At 34.6% G+C, this 22,403-nt stretch carries 28 protein-coding genes and 2 riboswitches; of the genes, 11 read left to right on the top strand and 17 right to left on the bottom strand.

The window, feature by feature from the left end; genetic code table 11:
• Nucleotides 1-6: 6 nt before the first annotated feature.
• Nucleotides 7-1,683, bottom strand: a complete 1,677-nt coding sequence (gene malL / locus ACLBXA_RS04445) for an oligo-1,6-glucosidase (protein WP_000415169.1) — start codon at nucleotides 1,681-1,683, stop codon at nucleotides 7-9.
• 262 nt (nucleotides 1,684-1,945) lie between these two features.
• On the opposite strand from malL, the gene ACLBXA_RS04440 reads away from it, so the two are divergent.
• The gene (locus ACLBXA_RS04440) at nucleotides 1,946-3,046 is read left to right on the top strand and encodes an ABC transporter ATP-binding protein (RefSeq protein ID WP_000818934.1); all 1,101 of its coding nucleotides are present in this window, start codon (nucleotides 1,946-1,948) and stop codon (nucleotides 3,044-3,046) included.
• 64 nt (nucleotides 3,047-3,110) lie between these two features.
• Here ACLBXA_RS04440 and ACLBXA_RS04435 read toward each other — a convergent pair whose 3' ends face one another.
• The 3 genes from ACLBXA_RS04435 to ACLBXA_RS04425 all read right to left on the bottom strand — a co-directional run bounded on the left by ACLBXA_RS04435 (nucleotide 3,111) and on the right by ACLBXA_RS04425 (nucleotide 4,394).
• Nucleotides 3,111-3,620: an SDR family NAD(P)-dependent oxidoreductase gene (locus ACLBXA_RS04435; protein ID WP_000218411.1), complete on the bottom strand. Its 510-nt coding sequence runs from the start codon at nucleotides 3,618-3,620 to the stop codon at nucleotides 3,111-3,113.
• Between the two features lie 64 nt (nucleotides 3,621-3,684).
• Entirely contained in the window at nucleotides 3,685-3,783 is a 99-nt protein-coding gene (locus ACLBXA_RS04430; RefSeq protein ID WP_000145659.1) for a hypothetical protein, read from the bottom strand.
• Between the two features lie 155 nt (nucleotides 3,784-3,938).
• The gene (locus ACLBXA_RS04425; protein WP_000769078.1) at nucleotides 3,939-4,394 is read right to left on the bottom strand and encodes an RDD family protein; all 456 of its coding nucleotides are present in this window, start codon (nucleotides 4,392-4,394) and stop codon (nucleotides 3,939-3,941) included.
• 131 nt (nucleotides 4,395-4,525) lie between these two features.
• On the opposite strand from ACLBXA_RS04425, the gene ACLBXA_RS04420 reads away from it, so the two are divergent.
• Nucleotides 4,526-4,957 (top strand): DUF3997 domain-containing protein, encoded by a 432-nt coding sequence (locus ACLBXA_RS04420; protein ID WP_000758794.1) that lies wholly within the window; start codon nucleotides 4,526-4,528, stop codon nucleotides 4,955-4,957.
• A gap of 46 nt (nucleotides 4,958-5,003) precedes the next feature.
• Here the strand turns inward: ACLBXA_RS04420 and ACLBXA_RS04415 are convergent, their stop codons facing one another.
• Both ACLBXA_RS04415 and ACLBXA_RS04410 read right to left on the bottom strand, forming a co-directional pair.
• Nucleotides 5,004-5,768, bottom strand: coding sequence for a hypothetical protein (locus ACLBXA_RS04415; protein WP_000973902.1), 765 nt, complete (start codon nucleotides 5,766-5,768; stop codon nucleotides 5,004-5,006).
• Nucleotides 5,769-5,805: 37 nt separating this feature from the next.
• Nucleotides 5,806-6,534, bottom strand: a complete 729-nt coding sequence (locus ACLBXA_RS04410; protein WP_447617110.1) for a DUF4184 family protein — start codon at nucleotides 6,532-6,534, stop codon at nucleotides 5,806-5,808.
• 214 nt (nucleotides 6,535-6,748) lie between these two features.
• On the opposite strand from ACLBXA_RS04410, the gene ACLBXA_RS04405 reads away from it, so the two are divergent.
• Nucleotides 6,749-7,474 (top strand): AAA family ATPase, encoded by a 726-nt coding sequence (locus tag ACLBXA_RS04405; protein ID WP_000568001.1) that lies wholly within the window; start codon nucleotides 6,749-6,751, stop codon nucleotides 7,472-7,474.
• A 29-nt stretch (nucleotides 7,475-7,503) separates the two neighbouring features.
• Here the strand turns inward: ACLBXA_RS04405 and ACLBXA_RS04400 are convergent, their stop codons facing one another.
• From ACLBXA_RS04400 to ACLBXA_RS04390, 3 genes are all read right to left on the bottom strand, one after another.
• On the bottom strand, nucleotides 7,504-8,679 hold the full coding sequence (locus tag ACLBXA_RS04400; protein WP_000552075.1) for an acetyl-CoA C-acetyltransferase: 1,176 nt from the start codon (nucleotides 8,677-8,679) through the stop codon (nucleotides 7,504-7,506).
• 139 nt (nucleotides 8,680-8,818) lie between these two features.
• Nucleotides 8,819-9,268 (bottom strand): NUDIX hydrolase, encoded by a 450-nt coding sequence (locus ACLBXA_RS04395; protein WP_002005651.1) that lies wholly within the window; start codon nucleotides 9,266-9,268, stop codon nucleotides 8,819-8,821.
• Between the two features lie 108 nt (nucleotides 9,269-9,376).
• Complete coding sequence (locus ACLBXA_RS04390) at nucleotides 9,377-9,670, bottom strand: DUF3928 family protein (protein WP_000288330.1); 294 nt, start codon at nucleotides 9,668-9,670, stop codon at nucleotides 9,377-9,379.
• Between the two features lie 174 nt (nucleotides 9,671-9,844).
• Between ACLBXA_RS04390 and ACLBXA_RS04385 the strand changes: the two genes are divergently transcribed.
• On the top strand, nucleotides 9,845-10,462 hold the full coding sequence (locus tag ACLBXA_RS04385; RefSeq protein ID WP_000371606.1) for an ImmA/IrrE family metallo-endopeptidase: 618 nt from the start codon (nucleotides 9,845-9,847) through the stop codon (nucleotides 10,460-10,462).
• Between the two features lie 15 nt (nucleotides 10,463-10,477).
• Here the strand turns inward: ACLBXA_RS04385 and ACLBXA_RS04380 are convergent, their stop codons facing one another.
• The 4 genes from ACLBXA_RS04380 to ACLBXA_RS04365 are packed head-to-tail and all read right to left on the bottom strand — an operon-like array spanning nucleotide 10,478 to nucleotide 12,696.
• Entirely contained in the window at nucleotides 10,478-10,771 is a 294-nt protein-coding gene (locus ACLBXA_RS04380; RefSeq protein WP_001190642.1) for a hypothetical protein, read from the bottom strand.
• Nucleotides 10,772-10,822: 51 nt separating this feature from the next.
• Nucleotides 10,823-11,584: a DUF1129 domain-containing protein gene (locus tag ACLBXA_RS04375; RefSeq protein WP_000868634.1), complete on the bottom strand. Its 762-nt coding sequence runs from the start codon at nucleotides 11,582-11,584 to the stop codon at nucleotides 10,823-10,825.
• A 12-nt stretch (nucleotides 11,585-11,596) separates the two neighbouring features.
• Nucleotides 11,597-12,364: a DUF1129 domain-containing protein gene (locus ACLBXA_RS04370; RefSeq protein WP_000952877.1), complete on the bottom strand. Its 768-nt coding sequence runs from the start codon at nucleotides 12,362-12,364 to the stop codon at nucleotides 11,597-11,599.
• The gene (locus ACLBXA_RS04365) at nucleotides 12,364-12,696 is read right to left on the bottom strand and encodes a PadR family transcriptional regulator (protein WP_000107977.1); all 333 of its coding nucleotides are present in this window, start codon (nucleotides 12,694-12,696) and stop codon (nucleotides 12,364-12,366) included. The genes ACLBXA_RS04370 and ACLBXA_RS04365 overlap by 1 nt, the downstream gene beginning before the upstream one ends.
• A 196-nt stretch (nucleotides 12,697-12,892) precedes the next feature.
• On the opposite strand from ACLBXA_RS04365, the gene ACLBXA_RS04360 reads away from it, so the two are divergent.
• A complete protein-coding gene (locus ACLBXA_RS04360) occupies nucleotides 12,893-13,669 on the top strand; it encodes a 3-hydroxybutyrate dehydrogenase (RefSeq protein WP_000258453.1) in 777 nt (258 codons plus the stop codon).
• Nucleotides 13,670-13,699: 30 nt separating this feature from the next.
• Here ACLBXA_RS04360 and ACLBXA_RS04355 read toward each other — a convergent pair whose 3' ends face one another.
• From ACLBXA_RS04355 to ACLBXA_RS04340, 4 genes are all read right to left on the bottom strand, one after another.
• Nucleotides 13,700-13,861 carry a YvrJ family protein gene (locus tag ACLBXA_RS04355; RefSeq protein ID WP_000393336.1) on the bottom strand — a complete coding sequence of 54 codons (162 nt, stop codon included), beginning with the start codon at nucleotides 13,859-13,861 and terminating at the stop codon, nucleotides 13,700-13,702.
• A gap of 67 nt (nucleotides 13,862-13,928) precedes the next feature.
• On the bottom strand, nucleotides 13,929-14,990 hold the full coding sequence (gene mtnA / locus ACLBXA_RS04350) for an S-methyl-5-thioribose-1-phosphate isomerase (RefSeq protein WP_000104617.1): 1,062 nt from the start codon (nucleotides 14,988-14,990) through the stop codon (nucleotides 13,929-13,931).
• On the bottom strand, nucleotides 14,987-16,168 hold the full coding sequence (gene mtnK / locus ACLBXA_RS04345; RefSeq protein WP_000542672.1) for an S-methyl-5-thioribose kinase: 1,182 nt from the start codon (nucleotides 16,166-16,168) through the stop codon (nucleotides 14,987-14,989). The genes mtnA and mtnK overlap by 4 nt, the downstream gene beginning before the upstream one ends.
• Before the next feature lie 90 nt (nucleotides 16,169-16,258).
• Nucleotides 16,259-16,400: riboswitch (SAM riboswitch) on the bottom strand.
• Between the two features lie 71 nt (nucleotides 16,401-16,471).
• Nucleotides 16,472-17,335, bottom strand: a complete 864-nt coding sequence (locus ACLBXA_RS04340) for a carbon-nitrogen family hydrolase (protein WP_002162505.1) — start codon at nucleotides 17,333-17,335, stop codon at nucleotides 16,472-16,474.
• Between the two features lie 14 nt (nucleotides 17,336-17,349).
• On the opposite strand from ACLBXA_RS04340, the gene ACLBXA_RS04335 reads away from it, so the two are divergent.
• From ACLBXA_RS04335 to ACLBXA_RS04310, 6 genes are all read left to right on the top strand, one after another.
• Nucleotides 17,350-18,528, top strand: a complete 1,179-nt coding sequence (locus ACLBXA_RS04335) for a pyridoxal phosphate-dependent aminotransferase (RefSeq protein ID WP_000765506.1) — start codon at nucleotides 17,350-17,352, stop codon at nucleotides 18,526-18,528.
• A 64-nt stretch (nucleotides 18,529-18,592) separates the two neighbouring features.
• A riboswitch (SAM riboswitch) is annotated at nucleotides 18,593-18,698 on the top strand.
• A 64-nt stretch (nucleotides 18,699-18,762) separates the two neighbouring features.
• The gene (mtnW, locus tag ACLBXA_RS04330; RefSeq protein ID WP_000014207.1) at nucleotides 18,763-20,007 is read left to right on the top strand and encodes a 2,3-diketo-5-methylthiopentyl-1-phosphate enolase; all 1,245 of its coding nucleotides are present in this window, start codon (nucleotides 18,763-18,765) and stop codon (nucleotides 20,005-20,007) included.
• Nucleotides 20,004-20,663: a 2-hydroxy-3-keto-5-methylthiopentenyl-1-phosphate phosphatase gene (gene mtnX / locus ACLBXA_RS04325; RefSeq protein ID WP_000027488.1), complete on the top strand. Its 660-nt coding sequence runs from the start codon at nucleotides 20,004-20,006 to the stop codon at nucleotides 20,661-20,663. Before mtnW ends, mtnX begins: the two co-directional genes overlap by 4 nt.
• Nucleotides 20,660-21,298, top strand: a complete 639-nt coding sequence (locus tag ACLBXA_RS04320; protein WP_000811340.1) for a methylthioribulose 1-phosphate dehydratase — start codon at nucleotides 20,660-20,662, stop codon at nucleotides 21,296-21,298. The genes mtnX and ACLBXA_RS04320 overlap by 4 nt, the downstream gene beginning before the upstream one ends.
• Nucleotides 21,276-21,788: a 1,2-dihydroxy-3-keto-5-methylthiopentene dioxygenase gene (locus ACLBXA_RS04315; protein ID WP_000057322.1), complete on the top strand. Its 513-nt coding sequence runs from the start codon at nucleotides 21,276-21,278 to the stop codon at nucleotides 21,786-21,788. Before ACLBXA_RS04320 ends, ACLBXA_RS04315 begins: the two co-directional genes overlap by 23 nt.
• A 288-nt stretch (nucleotides 21,789-22,076) precedes the next feature.
• Nucleotides 22,077-22,352: a hypothetical protein gene (locus ACLBXA_RS04310; protein ID WP_000054662.1), complete on the top strand. Its 276-nt coding sequence runs from the start codon at nucleotides 22,077-22,079 to the stop codon at nucleotides 22,350-22,352.
• Nucleotides 22,353-22,403 lie beyond the last annotated feature (51 nt).

Here is a 22,403-nt window from a genome sequence, read left to right as displayed (position 1 = left end):
TTTTTCTTATTTCAATTTGAATACTATCGCTTCATACGGACGTAATGTAATGTTATCTATCGATCCGATTTCTACATCGTAATTGTGTATAAATAATTCTGATTCACTATAACTAATATCCTCAGGCATTTCAAATACACTTTCATCCGCAGTAAAGTTTGCAATAACAAGTAGTTTTTGGTCTCCATATGTTCTTACATAAGCAAAAACAGAAGGATTATTCTCTAATATTAAATCATATGATCCATATACAACTATTTCATTATTTTTGCGTAGCTCAATTAATTTCTTATAGTAATAAAAAATTGAACCTTCATCTTGGATTGCTTGTTTCACATTAATCTCTTTATAGTTAGGATTTACAGTAATCCAAGGTTCACCTGTTGTAAATCCAGCGTGATTCTGATCATCCCACTGCATCGGAGTTCTAGCATTATCACGACCCTTTATATAAATAGACTCCATTACTTTTTCTATATCTTCACCATGGTCTATCACTTTTTCTTTATACATATTTAACGTTTCAATATCTCGATATTCATCAATTGATTGGAATCGAACGTTCGTCATTCCGATTTCTTCACCTTGATAAATATATGGCGTTCCCTTCATCATATGAAGAACTGTCGCTAACATTTTTGCTGATTCAATGCGATACATTCCATCGTTACCAAAACGAGATACAACGCGAGGCTGATCATGGTTATTCCAATAAAGGCTATTCCATCCGGTATGCTCTAATGCTTTTTGCCACTTTGTCAAATTCTCTTTTAAAGTAAGAAGTGAGCATGGTTTTACATCCCACTTTCCACCTTCTCCTGAATCTAAATCCATATGTTCAAATTGGAATACCATTTGCAACTCTTTTCGTTCTTCTCCAGTATACAATTTGGCTTCTTCTGTCGTTACACCTGGCATCTCACCAACCGTCATAATATCATAATGCGATAATACTTCCTCATTCATTTCATGCAAATATTTATGAATGTTTGGACCGTTCATAAAATGTTTATGACCTGAAACATAGCCATCTTCATCTGTTTCAACAGTTGGTAATCCTTCTTCTTTAGAAATAAAATTGATCACATCCATGCGGAATCCATCAATTCCTTTTTCTAACCAAAACTTCATCATCTCATAAACATCTTGTCTTACCTTTTCATTATCCCAGTTTAAATCCGGCTGTTTTTTAGAAAACAGATGTAAATAATATTCATCCGTCATTTCATCGTACTTCCATGCAGACCCACTAAAAGCAGCTCCCCAGTTGTTCGGTTCTTTCCCTTCTTTTCCAGGACGCCATATATAGTAATCTCTATATTTATTATCTTTTGATTTACGTGATTCAATAAACCACTTATGTTCATCAGATGTATGATTAACAACTAAATCCATCATCAATTTCATATTACGTTCATGCATTTCATGTAATAGCTCATCCCAATCTTCCATTGTTCCGAACTCGTTCATAATCTTACAATAATCGCTTATATCATAACCATTATCATCATTTGGAGATTCATAGACTGGTGATAACCAAATCACATCAATCCCTAACTCTTTTAAATAATCTAGCTTTGAAATAATCCCTTGAAGATCTCCTATACCATCACCGTTACTATCCATAAAGCTACGAGGATAAATTTGATATACTACGCTTTCTTTCCACCATTGTTTTTCCATTATGCTACCCCATTTCATTCATAATTCATTTTTCTCTTTTTTAAGGCGCAAACGTTTTCATTAATGAATGATAACAGATTCTATCTCAATTTAAAATAGCGCTTACAATTTTTATTGTTCTTTTTCTAAGAAAACATACGAAAATTACTAATAACTCTTCAATAAATGAAAACGTTTTATTTTTTTATTTATTTTTTGAATCTATTCGTTTATAATGAACTCAAAGAAAACGTTTGCATAATTATTTCTAGGGGGAAATACCATGGCAGAACTTAAATTAGAAAATATTTATAAGATATATGATAATAACGTAACAGCTGTAACCGATTTTAATTTACACATTCAAGATAAAGAATTTATCGTATTTGTCGGTCCTTCTGGATGCGGAAAATCTACAACATTACGAATGGTAGCTGGACTCGAAGATATTTCAAAAGGCGAGTTTTCAATTGATGGTAAACTAATGAATGATGTTCCTCCAAAAGATCGAGATATCGCAATGGTCTTCCAAAACTACGCTCTTTATCCACATATGAGTGTATATGATAATATGGCATTTGGATTAAAACTTCGAAAAATACCAAAAGATGAAATCGATCGTCGTGTGAAAGATGCAGCAAAAATTTTAGGGCTTGAACAATATTTAGATAGAAAACCGAAAGCATTATCAGGTGGACAACGCCAACGTGTTGCGTTAGGTAGAGCAATCGTTCGAGATGCAAAAGTTTTCTTAATGGATGAACCATTATCAAACTTAGATGCTAAACTCCGTGTTGCAATGCGCTCAGAAATTTCTAAGCTACATCATCGCCTTGGAACAACAACAATTTATGTAACACATGACCAAACAGAAGCAATGACTATGGCTTCGCGTCTTGTCGTTATGAAGGATGGAAAGATTCAACAAATTGGAACTCCAAAAGAAGTATATGAAACACCAGAAAACATTTTCGTGGGTGGATTTATCGGGTCACCAGCGATGAACTTCTTTCGTGGTAAATTGACTGAAACCGATTTCGTTATAGACAATACCATAAAAATCAAAGTATCTGAAGGAAAAATGAAGATGCTACGTGAACAAGGCTATGTAAATAAGGAAATTGTTTTAGGTATTCGCCCGGAGGACATTCATGATGAACTACTATTTTTAGAAGCTTCACAATCTACTACTTTCACAACAAAAATTGAAGTTGCTGAATTGTTAGGTGCTGAATCTATTTTATATATGAAACTTGGAAATCAAGATTTTGCAGCACGTGTTGATGCACGACATATATTCTCACCTGGAGATCAAATTAAATTGGCATTTGATTTAAATAAAGCGCATTTCTTTGACAGCCAAACAGAACAACGTATTCGCTAAAGAAATTTCCTTCTATATAACATACAAAAAAACCGTCCACATATATTGAGGGCGGTTTTCATTATTATACTAGGGCTTCTACTGTATGAAATGATTGTCCTTTCGTGCTAATAATACCGAAAATCGGTAAATCACTAAGCACCACTTCTTCTTGCTGTTTCATAAAAGATGACGTTAATTGTTTTATCTCTATCCAAACGTCATTAATACAAAGTACATTGGAATCGTTCTCTTGTTGGCGAGAAAAAATAGAATCTATTTTATATAAACCACCATTTTGAAAAAGCATATCAATGCGACTGAATGCATTCAAAGTAATGCTAATAACGCGTTGCCAATCTCCTTGCTTTCCCATATCATAGGATACAAAAAGTGCCTCTCCGCCTAGATTCATAATTTCCTCCACTGTTGCTTGTCCACTCTCTTGATCAATGTCCGTCACAATAACTTTTGCGCCTTGTTTAGCCAACAAAAGAGCTGTATTACGTCCAATACCGATGCCACCGCCAGTTACGATAGCAACTTTTCCTGCAAGCTTCATTTTCATTACCCCTTCTATAAGTCTTACCGTCATTCAGTATACTCCTTTATAAGATTAATCTGCAAGCAAGAAAAATTGCTCATTCGTTTGTAAGCGATTACTTTTTTACTCCTTCTTTTTTCCTACTATTACGCTGATCGAAAACTAAACCGATGAAAATTAAAATCCCCCAAAAGATTACACTACCTCCAGTCATTTCAATTTCCCCCTTATTATATAAAGATATTATTTTAATCATTATAACATTTTCTTAATTTTCAATCTATTAAAACCCAAAATGATATTATTACATAAATTGTAGTATAACAAAAAAAGACCTTCTTATTTTATGGATAAAAAGGTCTTTTTTCATTATACAAGACTTATTACTTTCGTCTTTGTAATTAAGTCCTGAAAACCGCAATTGTCTTTGCGGAACAACATCATATATACGTTACATATTAATGGAATTCCTAATAGCAATACGTTCGGCAATAACAATACAAAAAATCTTATAATTAATGTTTGCAACGTTAGCTTTTCACTCTTCAATGAAATTAATTTTATTCTCGTTACCTTTTTGCCAAGTGTAACACCGTTCCAAATAAAGGGTAACACAATAAAATATATCGCCATTAATATGAAAACTACTGCGAAATCATATCTAAAATCACCTAAACTTATATTAAAGCGCTTAAACATAGCACTATAGTTTCCGGTCATAATAGCTACTACTGCACCATACATAACCGAGATTAAAAACATGTCAATTAGGGAAGCACCTATGCGATTCATTACAAGCGCTGGACGATGCATCTTTAACTTCATTTTATGTCGACTCCTTCATATCCTTCTTTACCCGTCTCATCGTACCACTTCTAAAAAACATTGTAAACTAGCGTTTCTCTTACTTTTCTTGTACAATTTGTTACAATAGCATTATAAAGGAGGTTCCCATATTGAAAAAATGGATAATCCTATTCGTCGCCTTCCTATTAACTGGTTGTACAGGAAACACAAGTCACTTAACTTATACGGTTAACGATGAATACGAGCTCATACGTACTTCTGGAAATGCATTTGAACTTTTCCCCTCGCAAGATGCTGTATATGCCACACAATACATCCCTGCAAAAATTACAGACATTGCTTGGGATGATAAATACATTATTGCAAAACAAACTGAGGAAAAATCAGATCCAAATAACCCTGACGCAGCAATTGCAAATAAAAAAAGTGAACATTATTGGATTATTGACGTAAAGCACAATAAACGTTTCGGTCCCTATAATGAAAAGCAATTTAATAAACAAAAAGATGCGTTTAAAATTAAGGTACCTTTTCAAAATGTAGATTCATACATAAAAGAAATAAAAAAACAGTCAGCATAATCTTTTGAGTGCTGACTGTTTTGTCTTACATTATTTTAAAAACACATTACTCCGAAAGTGAGATATTAAACGTTTGTGGCTCTTTTACAACATCTTGTGTTTCTGAATCTCCTGCAAGTAAATCATCAGTTATAAACTGAATATCCTTTACCTTGTCTTTTCCATCGTCAAGTATTAAACCAATAATCCCATCTCTTGTTTCACCAGGCTTATAGTCTTCTCTTGATACATTTTTTGTACCAACTAACGTATCTTCGTCATATAAAAAGTTTTGAGTCGCTACTTTAAAATGTTGCTTACCATTAATTATAACATCATTCATAGAGAAAAATTGCATATTTTTATTTCCGCTATTCTCCACTTTATATGTAATCTCAACGTAACGAATTGTATTACTAATCTCTGTTCCACTTAGCGATGCATATAATTCTGCATCTTCTTGGCTTACTTTATCCCCTAATCTACGTTTTACTTCTTCAGGAGTTAGTGCCGTGTATACTTTCAATGTATTTTTTGCCTTTTCACTCATCTGTGATAAAGAGATTACTTTCACATCTTGTACGTGAATTTTCATTGGCGCTACTTCAAATGTTTGATTCACAGAATGCATCTGCTCTAACATGAAAGTACCCCAGCCTGTTTCTTTCACTTTTTGTCCTACTTTTTTCAGCTCACGCCCACCATATTCTTTTGTTTCAGGAATAGATTCTTTCTTCTTCGGTTCAGCTTTCTTTTCTTCTTGATGGAAGCAACCACTTAACATAAGAAGAAAACTACATAAAACAAAAATACTTTTCCATGCTTTCATCATTTCATTTCTCCTAACGCTATCATTCATGAATATAAAATTAATCCCTTGCTTTGTAAACTATAGAAACAATGAAAAGTCCACAAAATGAACTTGTCAGTCCAGATACTATTATACCTCCAATTTGGAAAATATGAAAATAGGGATCTAGGAACACATACACGATAAATATAATAGTTGCCACAACAATTACTGAAATCCAATAATTTCTTTTTTCCGAAGCTAAAATAAAGTCTTTACCCATTTCATTTCTATGCTTCCATAAAACGTATGCTAATAATAGAAAACCAATACATGTACTTCCATGTTGCATATATTTATAAACAGAGATACCGTACCATTCTCTTTGCAATAATGGTATTTTCATAACAAAATAGCCTGTCTTATGAGTGAATGCATCCCAAACAACATGCGTTAACATACCGAATAATGCTGAATAACAAAATACAAAAAGATCCTTCCATGTATGAAGACCCCACCCCTTGTCTACTGCATATGTATAGTAGCCAGCAAATGGCTTAGGTAAATGTGTTATAAAAGACTTTTTTAAAATGTAATGATATATGTATGCTAATAAGAAGACAAGTGGTAAATTTAAATATAAGAACCCAAGCCACGTATGCCCAATAACACCATACGGTCTAAAGTGTAAAAAATATTCAAAGTCAGGCGCCATACTACCTAATATAAGAGCCGTTACTGACATATATTTAGAATGCTTTTTCGCAAAAGGAAGAACTGCTGCTGGATGTGCAAATGTAAACGGCATACTTTAACTCCTTCTCACATTTTCAGTAGAATACCATATATCATAACGAGAGAATGGAACTTCATGCAATATTTATTTTCACATTGGAATATGATAGTTTAAATGATATAATCCACATAAATATTCAGAAAACAAGAAGGGATTCAGGTGTTATTAACACTTGTATTTGCTGCCTTTTTAGATTCAAAATCCGTTATGAATTGAGGTTTATATATTGATTGACGTACCCTTTTTACAAAATGTCACATTAAAAAAAGAAAATATCCCTAGTTTTTCCGCATATCCTTACTGCTTACCCGCTATCCGAACATTACAATCACTAGCTTTCCATCCAAATGTAACATTCATTATTGGAGAAAACGGAACGGGTAAATCAACATTACTTGAAGGAATTGCAATTGCGTTAGGTTTTAATGCAGAAGGTGGAACGAAGAATTTCCGCTTTAGCACAAACGATTCACATTCATCTTTACATGAATACCTTCGAATTTCAAAAAGTTTCAATACACCAAACGACGGTTTCTTTCTTCGCGCTGAATCATTTTATAACGTTGCTTCTTATATTGATGAAATAGATGCTATAAAATCTTACGGCGGCGTTTCACTACACGAACAATCACACGGTGAATCATTCTTTTCCTTATTTATGAATCGTTTTTCAGGACAAGGTTTATACATTTTAGATGAGCCTGAGGCAGCTCTATCACCGATGAGACAACTTTCCATGCTCATTCGAATGCACGAACTAGCTGAACAAGGTTCACAATTTGTTATTGCGACGCATTCTCCTATTTTAATGGCTTACCCTGAATCTACTATATACTCTTTAACACAAGAGGGGATTCACGAATCCACATTAGAAGAAACCGAGCATTATCAAACGACGAAACTTTTCTTTGAAAATCGCGATCGATTATTCCATCATCTATTTGAGTCATAAAAAAAGAAGCAGCAATAGCTGCTTCTTTTTTATAGTGCTTCTATAAATAAGGCAACCCCGATACCGCCACCAACGCATAAAGAGGCAATTCCTTTTTCTAAACCACGTCTTTTTAATTCGTGAATTAAACTTACTGTAATACGAGCCCCTGTACAACCAATTGGATGCCCAAGTCCTACGCCACTACCGTTTACGTTCACTTTTTCACGGTCTAAGCCTAACTCTTTCTCTACAGCTAAATATTGAGCCGCGAAAGCTTCATTAATTTCCAGTAAATCTGCATCTTCTAATGACCAATCTACTTTCTCTAATCCTTTTCGGATTGCTGGTGCTGGTCCAATACCCATAATTTTCGGGTCTACTCCAGCTACTGAATATCCAACAATTCTAGCTAACGGTTGTAAGCCTTTTTCTTTTGCTTTTTCTTCGCTCATTAATACTAGAACTGCACTTCCGTCATTCAGGCCAGATGCATTACCTGCAGTTACAGACCCATCTTTACGGAATGCTGGTTTTAACCCTGCTAATTTTTCCGCTGTAATATCTGCACGTGGATGCTCATCCTTCGAAAATACTACTTCTTTTCTACGTTCTTTTATTGTAATAGGAACAATTTGATCGTCAAAGTGTCCAGACTCGATTGCCTTCAGTGCCAATGTATGACTGCGAAGAGCAACTTCATCTTGTTCCTCTCTTGTAATTTCATATTGTTCAACTAAATTTTCCGCTGTTTCACCCATCATAATATGGTGAATCGGATCTTCTAACACTTCCCACACCGTATCACGAATTTCTCCGTGCTGTAGACGTTGTCCCCAGCGGTGCTGTTTCAATGCATAAGGGCTCGAACTCATCGCTTCTACTCCACCTGCAACAACAACATCACTTACACCTAATTGGATTTGCATTGCAGCTGACATAATTGCTTGCATACCTGAAGAACATTGACGTTGGATTGTATATCCCGTAACTGTGTCAGGAAATCCTGCCGCTAATGCAGCTGTTCTCGCCGTATTTGCTTCATCAGTTCTTTGAATACAATGACCTAAAATTACTTCATCAACTTCATGTGGTTCTACCCCGCCTCGTTTTACAGCTTCCTGAAGTACAGGAACAGCTAATTCTACTGGCGTTACATTTTTTAGCGCTCCTCCAAAAGTTCCAATTGGCGAACGAACTGCAGCTGTAATAACAACATTATGCATTTTGTACTTGCCCCTCTCTTATGTACCCTAGTAAGTTTTTAGGTGAAATTCCATAAGATGTATATCTATAACTATCATACTATAAACATACTAAAAAATCAAAATATTTCATATAATAAAAATAGAAGGAATTAACCTTCTATTCTGTCAGTGCATATAAAAACTTTTGCAAAATTTTCTCTGTCGTTTCATTCAATTTTGGCAACTTATCTACTGGAAAATATTGAAGTTTCAACCCTTCATGATCGAGCTTTAATTCCCCGCTCACATGATGTGCCTGATACAGATGAATGACATTGAAAATTTCATCGCCATTCGGATAACGGAAATATACTTCTTTTCCTGATAGAACACCAAGAAATTGCATTATTTTTGCAGTTAACCCCGTTTCCTCAAATAACTCTCTACGTGCCGTTTCTTCTGTCGTTTCACCTAGTTCCATCGCCCCGCCAGGTACACCCCAATCATATGTATCTGAACGATATTGAAGCAATACTTCTTGTTTATCATTTAATATAATGATTGCTGATCCTACGAGAATAAGCGGTCTTGTACCAACGACTTTTCGTAACTCTTCAATATACCCCATATGTAAATTCCCCTTTCCCTAACCTCCCTTATCATAACAAAATTTCTCTCTTTTTGTTCATGTAATTTTAAAGAAAAAAAGGAAGCTTTCGCCTCCATTTTTTCATCTTTATTTCTTAAAACTTTCATATTTTACAGCTTCAAAAGCTTCCTCAATTTCATCATTACGATAATGGACATATGTAAAACGACCCAATTCTACTAATCTTGCTATTTCCTGTAACGCTTTATGCTGCTCATATGTTTCTTTCAGCTTAATATGTACATAAAACTTCATTAAAGGATGTTCATATAAAGGTTCTCCCACCTCTACATATACATCTTCAACCCCTTGTACAACTCTTACATAACTCGCAAATTGATAAAGTGCTTCTCTGTCTGAAACGATTTTTAATGTATACATATATTCTCCCCCTTTCCTTTACTATATCAAAAAGACGACCATACCATGTTATAGAACTATGAAATTTTTTCGACTTGTCATCTATATATTCAATAAAGAAGGCGTTTATCCATACATGACATCTTTTTCCCACATATATTATAGGAAGAACTTTTTTCATTTGAGGTGTTCCTTATGGATCCATACGTCAATATATGTATTTGTATTACTCCCGGCGCCGATATTTCTGATGACCGCATCGCAAAAGATTTAGCTGTTGCAGAATCAATTTGGCACCCCATTACATTTCAAATTCAAGAAGTAATTGTATTAAATGAACTTTTCCGTTTTTTTGACCGTGAAATCAGTTATAAAAATTCCATTCAAAGTCAAGAAAAGTTGGCATCCTTTTTCCAAACATGTGTAAATGAAGCTCCTGAATGCGACCTTTATATTTGTTATATTGGCAGTGATTATTTCAAAGAAACAGCAGTAATTGCCTGCGCTTATTCTTTAGCAAAACAACAGCAACTTACTGGCTATATCGTTTTAACAAATTCGGCTGCCCCTATGAAAAATATATATACGCTCGCTCACGAAATCGGTCATATTTTATTTACAAGACGTATTCATGGAAAACTTACTCATGCAGATCCTCATTCTCCAACCGGCTCGGAGCACCACCCTTCTCCAACAAACCTTATGTATCCGATAGTCCCTCGTCCAGAAAACGTTCATATTCATTCCTTATTAACAACAGAACAAAAAGCGCTCTCTTTACAAAGCTCTTTACTACAAAGAAAAAAACAGTAACCTTCATGTTACTGTTTAAAACAACTTGTTCCAATCAACAAACCAAATCCCGGCTGCTAGAAATAAAAATAGACAACTAAATGTAATCCCTCTAAAAATCCCTATATAATATTTCTTTGGAAATAATTTTTTGCATATCCAGAGCAGCCCTTTTCCAATTAAACCGAAGAACAAAATATAACCTGATGTGTCATCTAGTAAAGTATCGAAATAGTCATCATGTACCTTTTTCGAAAAGGTAGTATATAGCCCGAAAATCGTTAAACCTAAAAATACAATAGACAATATACCTAGAAATATACTTTGCATATTTGTTCTCCTCTCAATAAAATATTCCGTTCGCTCAATATTAGTAACAAACTAGTTTACAGTTTTTTGCTCTTCATTTTTTAAAGACCATCTCATTAATACATATAAACTTCCGTACAGAAGTAAAGGCTCTAGTATTCCCCAATATGGGTTTTGCTTTCCTAATTCTTTAAATACAAACATAATTAATAGTGGTATGATAACAACTAACATTCCAATCCATCCAAGTATGTACGCTTCCCCAATTAACAATACTAATAAGACAATTCCAACTAGTATATAACTTTGTATAGTAGTTAATTGCAATACAGGTGTCCCATACCACTTATTCATAAACATTAATAATACTAGTAATAAAATTGGTAACAAAGCTGCTACATAAATAATGCTAAATTCTTTTATTTTACTCTTAAATGATGACATTTTAAAAGCAAATATTATACTTACAATAGTAATCATTAAAACAATTGGGTATCCAATCAATTGTACATTCGTTAACGTAAATTTATGATTAGGATTTTCAAATAATATATTAGTAAGTAACCAACATCCACCAATACCAATAATCATCCCTAAAATACTTTTTATACTCCCGCTTTTATCCTTCTCCATCTCTTTCGCTAATTCTTCCGCATACTCTTTTGGTGAGTCACCAAATATGTCACTTACTGTCTTTCCCTCTTTCTCGCCTTCTATTAAATGAAGTTCTGCATCTGCAAGAAAAGCGTCCACATCTTCTTCTTTAATCCCATTTGTTATTAAATATACTTTCGTATCGATTAAAAACTTTTCACCTTCTTTAGAAACCTTCATGATAATCCCCCTTTATTTAACCGTTTCTCTTCTATTCGTCTTCATCATAATTTCAAGGAAAATTAAAATAAACAAACTTCCGTATAAACATATAATTTGAAATAGCATTGGCATAAGATCTTCAGATGTAAATGTTTTAAACATTAACATAATAGAAAGCGGAATAATTAAATATAAGTTTTTAAACCATCCTTCAAAATATATATTTATAGCTACTGTGATGATAAAAATCCCACCAGCTAATATATAACTTTGGACTTCGGTGAATGTGAGCATTTTTGTAGGATATATCACATCTAATATCGTAACAGCTCCTAATAAAAACAATGGAGCAATCATAACTAAAGACCACATAGAAAACCATGTTTTTGTAAAGCTTGTGACGAAGGTCATTTTGCGAAGTAGAAAATTAGGACCCATAACAACTAAAATCAATGAAAAACTGTAACCGATACACTGTATAAGTGAAATCTGTAACATTCCATTACTCACTATTAAGATAGAAGCAATAATCCAAAAAGATACGATATTCATTACTGTAAAACCAATTTGCTTCCACGTTTCCTGTCTATCTCTTTCCATCACTTTTACAAGTTCATTTGCATATTCTTTCGGTGAGCTTCCGAAAATATCTTCTACACTCTTCCCCTCACTCTCACCTTCTATTAAATGAAGTTCTGCGTCTTCTAAAAAGTTTTCAATATCACTTTCTTTCACACTCTTTGCCGTCAAAAATAATCTCATATCTAACAAAAACTTTTGTGCTTCACTTGATAACATTATTTTCTCCTTCCCTTCCCTTCAAGTAAACGTTCTACACTACTTTGCATCGCTTCCCAGCGATCCATAAATTCATCAAGTGCTTCCTCGCCTTTTTCTGTTAATGTGTAATATTTTCTCTTTGGACCAGATGGAGATTCCTTCATTACGCTTGTTATTAATCCTTCTTTTTGCATTCGTATTAATAACGGATAAATACTTCCCTCACTCGCCATTGTAAAACCATACTTTGCTAGCTTCTCACTCATTTCATAACCGTATATTTCGCCTTCAGAAATAATAGCAAGTAAGCATCCTTCTAAGATCCCTTTCAGCATTTGACTTGTCGACATAATTCAAATCCTCCTACTATCTTGTTTTACAAGATAGATAAGCGTAAGTATCTTGCTTTACAAAATAGTATAGCAAAGACTATTTTGCAAAACAAGATAGCTAACGATATTTTTTCCAAATGTTTGCAGGAATTTCATTATAACCTCTCTAAATAGAGCACTATGAAAACTTTATTATGAAGGGATGTTTTTCATCATGGTTACAAATCGAGTTGTCTTTTTAACAGGTGCTGCGAGTGGTATTGGATATGAAGTGGGAAGTACTTTTGCAAAAGAAGGTGCAAAAGTTGTGATTACTGATCGCCTTGAAGAACGTGCGAAAGAAGCTGCTGAACAATTACAAAATGAAGGTTTTCAAGCTATCGGTTTAAAATGTGACGTTACATCTGAAGAGGAAATTACAGCAGCAATTTCTCAAACAGTTGATCATTTCGGTTCATTAGATATATTAATTAACAACGCAGGAATGCAACACGTTTCACCCATTGAAGACTTTCCAACTGAAAAGTTCGAGCTGCTAATTCAAATTATGCAAATTGCTCCGTTTATCGCAATTAAGCATGCCTTTCCGATTATGAAACAACAAAAATATGGTCGTATTATTAATGTCGCTTCTATTAACGGCCTGGTCGGGTTTGCTGGAAAAGCTGCCTATAATAGTGCAAAACATGGCGTAATTGGATTAACAAAAGTTGCCGCTTTAGAAGGTGCTACGCATGGTATTACTGTTAATGCCCTTTGCCCTGGTTATGTCGATACCCCTCTTGTACGTAATCAACTACAAGACTTAGCTACTACACGAAATGTACCACTTGAAAATGTTTTAGAAGATGTCATTTATCCACTTGTACCACAGAAGCGTTTGCTACAAGTACAAGAAATCGCTGATTATGCTATGTTTTTAGCGAGTGAAAAAGCGAAAGGTATAACTGGTCAAGCTGTCGTTATCGATGGTGGCTATACTGCTCAATAAAAAATAAAGTTTGCTCAAGAAGAGCAAACTTTATTTTTTATCGCGAGGATCTTCGTACTTTAGTAATTGCCGCGGGAGCTTCTCAATTGCAACAATTACCCCCTCTAATTTACTTTCAATACGGTGGAGTAAATATAATGTTACAACAATTGGAAACCCTACATTACCTATCATCTTGATCCACTCTTCCATCCTCTTCTCCTCCTTTCATTATATAAGTAAGAGAAAACAATGCATTTAGGCATAAAAAAACAAGCTATTATGTATTAGCCTGTTTTTCAAATAATGATGCAATTTCTCTTTTATAATCCCCGCTTATAATACCTTTCTCAGTAATAATTCCTGTAATTAATTCGTTCGGTGTTACGTCAAATGCAGGGTTATAAACATTCGTTCCGATTGGTGCTACTTGTTTTCCAAAGATTTTCGTAACTTCTGTTTCATCTCTTTCTTCAATAATTATTTCGGCTCCAGTTTCTTTCGTAACATCAAATGTTGACAGTGGCGCAGCAACATAAAATGGGATATCAAAGTACTTTGCTAAAATAGCTAAATTCATTGTCCCTATTTTATTTGCCGTATCTCCATTTGCGACAATTCGATCCGCCCCTACAATAATTGCATCTATTTCTTTCGTTTGAATAGCATGAGCTGCAGTATTATCTGTAATAAGGGTCACATTAATATTTGCTTGCTTCAATTCCCACGTCGTTAAGCGACCACCTTGTAAAACTGGTCTCGTTTCACACGCATATGCATGTAAACGCACACCTTTCTCTTTTCCAATATAAAAGGGAGCTAATGCAGTTCCATATCTGGCAGTTGCGATACTTCCAGCGTTACAGATTGTTAAAATATTATCGCCATCTTTAAAACATGTTAACGCATATTCCCCAATATTTCGGCACACCTCTTCATCTTCCTGCTGAATGCGAAGCGCTTCTTCTTCTAATGTTTTTTGTGCTCCTTTTATTGTAGTAATCCCTCGAATAGATTCTCTCATACGATCAATTGCCCAAAATAAATTGACCGCTGTCGGGCGTGACGTCCCCAAATAATTACAATCTCTATTAAACTTCTTTTGAAATTCTTCAATATGTACAGTGTTATATTTTTTTGATGCAAGCGCCAAGCCAAATGCAGCTACAATTCCAATTGCAGGCGCTCCTCGTACTTCTAACATTACGATGCTTTTCCAAACCTCTTCAATAGTCGTCAATGTTTTGTATTCTGTGCTATGCGGCAATTTCGTTTGATTTAATACCGCAATTGCATCACCTTTCCAGCTTACAGATCTCGGAACAGTAACAATTGTACTCACGCTTTTACGCCCCCTGAAACTGTCTGTTGAAATAATGTTCGAAACAGTTGAATATCTGCACTTTTAGATTCATATTTTATTAGTTCTTTACCTAAGGATAGCGCTTGCTTCTTAGCTTGAATTCTTGTTTCTTTATTTTCTATTTCATCTAAATCTGCTACATGAGCTAAACCAATTGTTCTACGAATCAGTTCACATCCGGCAAATCCAACTGCATCAGTAAAGATATTTTGCAAAATAATTGGTAACCATTGTTTTTCTTTCGTATATACTTCTACACCTTCTCCAATCCATAACTTTGTAAAAGTCTCTACAAAATAACTCCACGTCTTTTCTATATGGAAAAATAGTACACTTCTTTTTTCTTCTTCTCTAGATAAAGCATTTAATAATAGATTTGCAATAAATTGACCTATGTCAAATCCAAATGGGCCATATGTCGCAAATTCTGGATCAATCACTTTCGTTTCAGAAGGTGACGAAAAAATACTACCAGTATGTAAATCACCATGAATAAGAGTTTCTTTTCTTGTTAAGAACTTATATTTATATTGTGCTACTTTTAGTTTTAAAGTTTTATCACTCCAAAGTTCATCAACCACGAGCTGTAAATCTGGCTCATAATCATTTGTATCATAATGTCCAAACGGATCTGTAAACACTAAATCCTCTGTAATTTTACAAAGGTCCGGATTTACAAAGGTACCTTCTAGTACCCTCTTCTCTTCTGACTGTAAACCAAAATCTGAAGTATAAAATAAAACATGTGCTAGAAAACGGCCGATATGCTGGGATAAAAGCGGATATTCTTCTCCGCCTATTAATCCTTTTCTTGTAATTGTTAGTCTTGATAAGTCTTCTATTACCGTTATCGCTAACTCTTCATCATGACTGTACACTGCTGGAACATAATCCGGTACATACTGCGCAAAAATTTGTAAGGCCTTACTTTCAATCGTTGCTCTTTTTATAGACAATGGCCAGCTTTCACCAACTACTTTCGCATAGGGCAGTGCTTGTTTTATTATAATTGATTTCTCTCCATCATCTAATTTGAACACGTAATTTAAGTTTCCGTCTCCAATTTCATGACAAACGACATTTGCCTTCGCTTCAAAATAGCCATGATCTTTCGCATATTGTACAGCTGTTATTTCTGTTAATGAATAATATCCCATCGTCTTCTCCCCCTTTTTAAATTCAGAGGTTTTTCTAACATAGAAAAACCTCTTTCCACTAAGAAAGAGGTTTGAAGTTTATCTTCTCCCCTCTTATCTGCCAGAAAGTTTTACTTTCTGCTGGAATTAGCACCGTGCCTTTTGGCGTAATAAACGCCCCATTTCACAATGGTATTACGGTCGGTTGCTGGGCTTCATCGGGCCAAATCCCTCCACCTGCTCTTGATAAGAGTTGTATAATTTTTTGAATTTTTAACTTTATGTTGAAGACTATACCAAGAATAAAAATCACTTGTCAACATTTTATTTGTATAATTCTGGACGACGATCCGCAAAAACTGGAATTCCTTTACGTACTTCTTTAATTTTCTCGAATACAAGCTCTCCAAATAAAATTGATTCTTCTTCATTTGCTTCTACAACAACCTCGCCCCAAGGATCGACAATTAAAGAATGACCGGCAAACTCATTATTCGGATCCTTTCCTGCCCTATTACAGGCAACAACATAACATTGATTTTCAACTGCTCTTGCTTGCAATAGCAAACGCCAATGTGCTAAACGAACTAATGGCCATTCTGCTACAACAAATAAAACTTTTGAACCTTTTGCAGTATGAACGCGCATCCACTCTGGAAAACGAATGTCATAACAAATTGTGCCGGCGCACTCTACATCATCTAACTTAAATTCACCTGTACTATTTCCAGCGATTAAATATTTATGTTCATCCATAAGCTGAAATAAATGCACTTTACTATATTCATTGACTAGTTCTCCTTCCTTGTTTACCACATACATTGTATTTGTAACACCTTGCTCTGTTTGCTTCGCTATGGAACCACCAACAATATGTACACCATATTGTTTCGACCATTCTTTCAACTTTTCTTTCGTTTCCAATCCATCCCTATCTGCAATTTCAGAAAGTCTTGCTAAATCATATCCTGTTGTCCATAATTCTGGTAAGACAATAACATCCGGTCTCTCCTTCATCGCTTCGCTTATTTTATTTTTAGCATTCTCAATATTTTTTTCTACATCTCCAAAAACAATATCCATTTGAATACATGCGACTTTCATTTTTTCAGCCCCATTCTTATTTTTCTCTTTACAAAATACTGGAAAGATTATATCATTTGTCACTAGAATTGTAACAACTTTCAAAAGAGGTGGAAAGTATGAAATTATTTCAACCTTCTGAGATAGTAACATCATTGCCAACACAATTTTTCGCTTCACTTGTTGCAAAAGTTAACAAATTCGTTGCAGCTGGTCACGATGTTATTAATCTAGGTCAAGGTAATCCAGATCAACCAACACCGCAGCATATCGTAAAAGCTTTACAAGATGCTGCAGAAAAGACCATTCATCATAAATATCCGCCATTTCGCGGACATGAAAGTTTAAAAGAAGCCGTGGCAACATTCTATCAACGTGAATATGATGTAGTAGTAAATCCGAAAACTGAAGTTGCTATATTGTTTGGTGGAAAGGCTGGATTAGTAGAATTACCAGTTTGTTTTACAAACCCTGGTGATTCGATTCTCGTTCCAGATCCAGGCTATCCAGATTATTTATCAGGAGTTGCTTTAGCAAAAGCACAATTTGAAACAATGCCGCTTATTGCAGAAAATAACTTTTTACCAGATTACACAAAAATTAATAACTCTATTGCCGAGCGTGCAAAATTAATGTTTTTAAACTATCCAAATAATCCTACAGGTGCTACTGCATCAAAAGATTTTTTTGATGCAACTATTCATTTTGCTAATAAACATAATATATTAGTGGTTCATGATTTTGCTTACGGTGCGATTGGATTCGATGGTCAAAAACCTGTTAGTTTCTTGCAAGCAGACGGTGCTAAAAATACAGGTATTGAAATTTACACTCTATCGAAAACTTTCAATATGGCTGGCTGGCGTATTGCTTTTGCAGTAGGGAATGAAAGTGTCATTGAAACCATTAACTTATTACAAGATCATATGTATGTTAGTATTTTTGGTGCAGTTCAAGATGCTGCCCGCGAAGCACTATTAAGTTCACAGTCTTGCGTAATAGACCTTGTAAATAGTTACGAATCTCGACGAAACGCTCTTATTTCGGCTTGTCAATCAATTGGTTGGAATGTAGACATTCCAACAGGGTCATTCTTTGCATGGCTTCCTGTTCCAAAAGGATATACCTCTGAGCAATTTGCTGATATTTTACTAGAAAAAGCACATGTTGCAGTTGCTCCTGGTGTTGGATTTGGTGAACATGGCGAAGGGTATATCCGTGTTGGTCTCTTGCATACAGAAGATAGATTACGGGAAGCCATTAATCGAATTGATAAATTAAATTTTTTCAAAAAGTAATTGACAACATGAAAAATATCTGACAAAATTCAGTTATCTTAAAAATTTAAACATTTCTAAATACTTCTTATCAAGAGCAGGTGGAGGGACGAGCCCGACGAAACCCGGCAACCGATCTACAATTGTAGACACGGTGCTAATTCTCGCAGCATTACGCTGACAGATAAGGAGCTGGTTGTAAAAAAACCTCTCCTTAGCTGAGAGGTTTTTTTATTTAACTAGGAGGTTATAACAATGAGCGGAATTATAGCGACGTATTTAATCCATGATGATTCACATAACTTAGAAAAAAAGGCTGAGCAAATTGCACTTGGTTTAACAATTGGCTCTTGGACTCATTTGCCACAATTATTGCAAGAACAATTAAAGCAACATAAAGGCAACGTCATTCATATTGTGGAATTAGCTGAACATGAACATACAAATTCGTATTTACGTAAAAAAGTAAAACGCGGAATTATTAAAATCGAATATCCGTTATTAAACTTCAGTCCAGATTTACCAGCAATTTTAACGACTACATTTGGAAAGCTATCCCTTGATGGCGAAGTAAAATTAATTGACTTAACTTTTTCAGACGAGTTAAAAAAACATTTTCCTGGGCCAAAATTCGGGATAGATGGTATTCGAAATCTTTTACAAGTGCATGATCGTCCCCTTTTAATGAGTATTTTTAAAGGAATGATTGGACGAAATATTGGGTATTTAAAAACGCAATTACGCGATCAAGCAATTGGTGGTGTAGATATAGTAAAAGATGATGAAATATTATTTGAAAATGCATTAACACCACTTACGAAACGCATTGTATCTGGAAAAGAAGTTTTACAATCCGTATATGAAACATACGGACATAAAACGTTATATGCCGTAAATTTAACAGGACGAACTTTTGATTTAAAAGAAAATGCGAAACGTGCAGTGCAAGCTGGAGCTGATATTCTATTATTTAACGTATTTGCTTACGGACTAGATGTACTACAATCACTTGCAGAAGATGATGAAATCCCAGTTCCTATTATGGCACACCCTGCTGTAAGTGGTGCTTATTCAGCATCTAAGTTATATGGAATTTCATCTCCATTATTACTCGGAAAGCTACTACGCTATGCTGGGGCTGACTTTTCATTATTCCCATCTCCATACGGAAGTGTTGCGCTAGAAAAAGAGGAAGCTCTTGCTATCTCAAAATATTTAACTGAAGACGATGCATTTTTCAAGAAGAGCTTTTCTGTTCCATCTGCTGGTATTCACCCTGGTTTCGTTCCCTTTATTGTACGAGATTTCGGTAAAGATGTTGTTATTAATGCTGGCGGCGGGATACATGGACATCCAAATGGAGCGCAAGGCGGTGGTAAAGCATTCCGTACTGCAATTGAGGCTACTTTGCAAAATAAACCACTCCATGAAGTAGATGACATAAATTTGCATAGTGCACTACAAATATGGGGAAATCCCTCTCATGAGGTGAAATTATGAGTATTCAAGTATTTTGTGATTTCGATGGCACGATTACAAATAATGATAACATTATGTCCATTATGGAAAAATTCGCACCACCAGAAGCTGAAGAAGTAAAGAATAGAATTTTATCACAAGAGCTATCTATTCAAGAAGGTGTTTCTCAATTATTTCGATTAATACCTACTCATCTGCACGATGAAATTATTCAATTTTTAATAGAAACTGCTGAACTTCGTAATGGTTTTCATGAATTTATACAATTTGTAAATGAAAATAACATTTCTTTTTACGTTATATCAGGTGGAATGGATTTCTTCGTCTATCCACTCTTACAAGGACTCATTCCAAAAGAGCAAATTTACTGTAATGAAACAGATTTTTCAAATGAATACATTACGGTGAATTGGCCTCATCCTTGTGATCATCATTGTCAAAATCATTGCGGATTATGTAAATCATCTCTCATCCGTAAATTGAGTGATACGAATGACTTCCATATTGTGATTGGAGATTCAATTACTGATTTACAAGCTGCGAAACAAGCAGATAAAGTATTTGCTCGTGACTTCCTTATTACAAAGTGTGCAGAGAATTATATTGCTTATACACCGTTTGAAACATTCCATGATATTCAAAATGAATTAAAACATTTGTTGGAGGTGAAATCATGAAACAACTTTTTCGTCAATGGTATGACTTAAGCGAGATAAAAAAAGAATTAACAACTCGAAATTGGTTCCCAGCAACAAGTGGTAATATTTCTATAAAAGTTAGTCATGAGCCACTTACTTTTCTCATTACAGCAAGCGGTAAAGATAAAACAAAAACCACTCCAGATGATTTTCTATTAGTAGATCATGTAGGAGTTCCTGTTTTAGAGACTGAATTACGCCCTTCAGCAGAAACAATATTGCATACACATATTTATAACAATACGAATGCCGGGTGCGTACTTCATGTTCATACAACTGATAATAATGTCATCACAAATTTATATAGTGATGCAGTTACCCTTCAAAATCAAGAAATTATTAAAGCTCTCGATATTTGGGAAGAAGGTGCAACAATTCACATTCCTATTATCGAAAACCATGCCCATATCCCAACGCTTGGAGAAAACTTCCGAAAGCATATAAAAGGTGATTCAGGAGCAGTATTAATCCGTAACCACGGTATTACCGTATGGGGCCGAGATAGCTTTGATGCAAAGAAAAGATTAGAAGCTTATGAGTTTTTATTCCAATTTCATATAAAACTATTATCAATTCAAGGAGGCGTTTCTAATGGCGCAAATTCGTATTCATGAAGTAAATACTCGCATTGAAAATGAAGTGGAAGTATCTAAATTTCTACAAGAGGAAGGCGTTTTATATGAGAAATGGAACATTTCTAAACTTCCTACTCATTTAAATGAAAATTATTCGTTAACAGATGAAAACAAAGCTGAAATATTAGCTGTTTTTTCAAAAGAAATCGCTGATGTTTCAGCAAGTCGAGGTTATAAAGCACATGATGTAATTTCACTTTCAAATAGCACACCTAACCTTGACGAATTATTAATTAATTTCCAAAAAGAACATCATCATACAGATGACGAAGTTCGCTTTATCGTCAGTGGTCATGGCATTTTCGCTATTGAAGGCAAAGATGGGAAATTCTTTGATGTTGAACTTGAGCCAGGCGATCTCATATCTGTTCCTGAAAATGCAAGACATTATTTTACCTTGCAAGATGATCGTCAAGTTGTAGCTATTCGTATTTTTGTGACAACTGAAGGCTGGGTTCCAATCTATTAAGGTAGTTAGTTGAATAAAAGGACTTGGACCCCCTTTTCCAAACTTTTATTCACTCTACATATATACATCCTCCTATGGAACAGGCTTATTTCATTTTTGAAATAAGCCTGATTTTTTATTTACTCAAAAGTACCACTTCATCACAAATTTAACACCTTGATTTTTCAAGTATATTTTTTGAACATTTTTTGAATATTTATTGAATTTTTTCTGAAAATTCTGTTTTGTATATGATATACTACAATTAATTAAGAAGGAAAATAATATCGCAAACAGAGGGGGATAATCATGAGCTTACTTATCGCACTTATACTTGGGGTTACATGTGGAGCATTTCCAGTTATTTTAGGAGCTATTATGGAAGAGTTAGAAATTGGTGTTTTAGGATTTGTCGCATCTTGTGTAAGCGCTTTATTGTTTGGTTTATTCGGCGCTATTCCTGTTTCAATTCTGTGTGCTTTTTATATAATACGCCATGCTCGTACAAAACAATTGGGTCCTAATCACATCGCACAAATTATCCCATTCCCGGTTGAACGATGCCGCCGCGCTTCTAACTTATAATTATAAAAATTAAAGATGACTAAATAAATAAAAGTCCTCAAATGAGGACTT

Source organism: Bacillus sp. D48C, assembly GCF_053345735.1.
The sequence above is the reverse complement of the archived record's forward strand: the minus strand, read 5'-3'. Positions and strand labels throughout refer to the sequence as shown.

Excerpts from the sequence above, each read along its gene's own strand:
- ACLBXA_RS04360 (WP_000258453.1), top strand. The coding sequence starts at position 12,893 with ATGGTTACAAATCGAGTTGTCTTTTTAACAGGTGCTGCGAGTGGTATT.
- mtnW (WP_000014207.1), top strand. The coding sequence starts at position 18,763 with ATGAGCGGAATTATAGCGACGTATTTAATCCATGATGATTCACATAAC.
- ACLBXA_RS04380 (WP_001190642.1), bottom strand. The coding sequence starts at position 10,771 with ATGCAAAGTATATTTCTAGGTATATTGTCTATTGTATTTTTAGGTTTA.
- ACLBXA_RS04435 (WP_000218411.1), bottom strand. The coding sequence starts at position 3,620 with ATGACGGTAAGACTTATAGAAGGGGTAATGAAAATGAAGCTTGCAGGA.
- ACLBXA_RS04400 (WP_000552075.1), bottom strand. The coding sequence starts at position 8,679 with ATGCATAATGTTGTTATTACAGCTGCAGTTCGTTCGCCAATTGGAACT.
- ACLBXA_RS04365 (WP_000107977.1), bottom strand. The coding sequence starts at position 12,696 with ATGTCGACAAGTCAAATGCTGAAAGGGATCTTAGAAGGATGCTTACTT.
- ACLBXA_RS04335 (WP_000765506.1), top strand. The coding sequence starts at position 17,350 with ATGAAATTATTTCAACCTTCTGAGATAGTAACATCATTGCCAACACAA.
- ACLBXA_RS04315 (WP_000057322.1), top strand. The coding sequence starts at position 21,276 with ATGGCGCAAATTCGTATTCATGAAGTAAATACTCGCATTGAAAATGAA.
- ACLBXA_RS04425 (WP_000769078.1), bottom strand. The coding sequence starts at position 4,394 with ATGAAGTTAAAGATGCATCGTCCAGCGCTTGTAATGAATCGCATAGGT.
- ACLBXA_RS04440 (WP_000818934.1), top strand. The coding sequence starts at position 1,946 with ATGGCAGAACTTAAATTAGAAAATATTTATAAGATATATGATAATAAC.
- malL (WP_000415169.1), bottom strand. The coding sequence starts at position 1,683 with ATGGAAAAACAATGGTGGAAAGAAAGCGTAGTATATCAAATTTATCCT.
- ACLBXA_RS04375 (WP_000868634.1), bottom strand. The coding sequence starts at position 11,584 with ATGAAGGTTTCTAAAGAAGGTGAAAAGTTTTTAATCGATACGAAAGTA.
- ACLBXA_RS04385 (WP_000371606.1), top strand. The coding sequence starts at position 9,845 with ATGGATCCATACGTCAATATATGTATTTGTATTACTCCCGGCGCCGAT.
- ACLBXA_RS04410 (WP_447617110.1), bottom strand. The coding sequence starts at position 6,534 with ATGCCGTTTACATTTGCACATCCAGCAGCAGTTCTTCCTTTTGCGAAA.
- ACLBXA_RS04320 (WP_000811340.1), top strand. The coding sequence starts at position 20,660 with ATGAAACAACTTTTTCGTCAATGGTATGACTTAAGCGAGATAAAAAAA.
- mtnK (WP_000542672.1), bottom strand. The coding sequence starts at position 16,168 with ATGGGATATTATTCATTAACAGAAATAACAGCTGTACAATATGCGAAA.
- ACLBXA_RS04370 (WP_000952877.1), bottom strand. The coding sequence starts at position 12,364 with ATGTTATCAAGTGAAGCACAAAAGTTTTTGTTAGATATGAGATTATTT.
- ACLBXA_RS04395 (WP_002005651.1), bottom strand. The coding sequence starts at position 9,268 with ATGGGGTATATTGAAGAGTTACGAAAAGTCGTTGGTACAAGACCGCTT.
- ACLBXA_RS04355 (WP_000393336.1), bottom strand. The coding sequence starts at position 13,861 with ATGGAAGAGTGGATCAAGATGATAGGTAATGTAGGGTTTCCAATTGTT.
- ACLBXA_RS04415 (WP_000973902.1), bottom strand. The coding sequence starts at position 5,768 with ATGATGAAAGCATGGAAAAGTATTTTTGTTTTATGTAGTTTTCTTCTT.
- ACLBXA_RS04310 (WP_000054662.1), top strand. The coding sequence starts at position 22,077 with ATGAGCTTACTTATCGCACTTATACTTGGGGTTACATGTGGAGCATTT.
- mtnX (WP_000027488.1), top strand. The coding sequence starts at position 20,004 with ATGAGTATTCAAGTATTTTGTGATTTCGATGGCACGATTACAAATAAT.
- ACLBXA_RS04390 (WP_000288330.1), bottom strand. The coding sequence starts at position 9,670 with ATGTATACATTAAAAATCGTTTCAGACAGAGAAGCACTTTATCAATTT.
- ACLBXA_RS04430 (WP_000145659.1), bottom strand. The coding sequence starts at position 3,783 with ATGACTGGAGGTAGTGTAATCTTTTGGGGGATTTTAATTTTCATCGGT.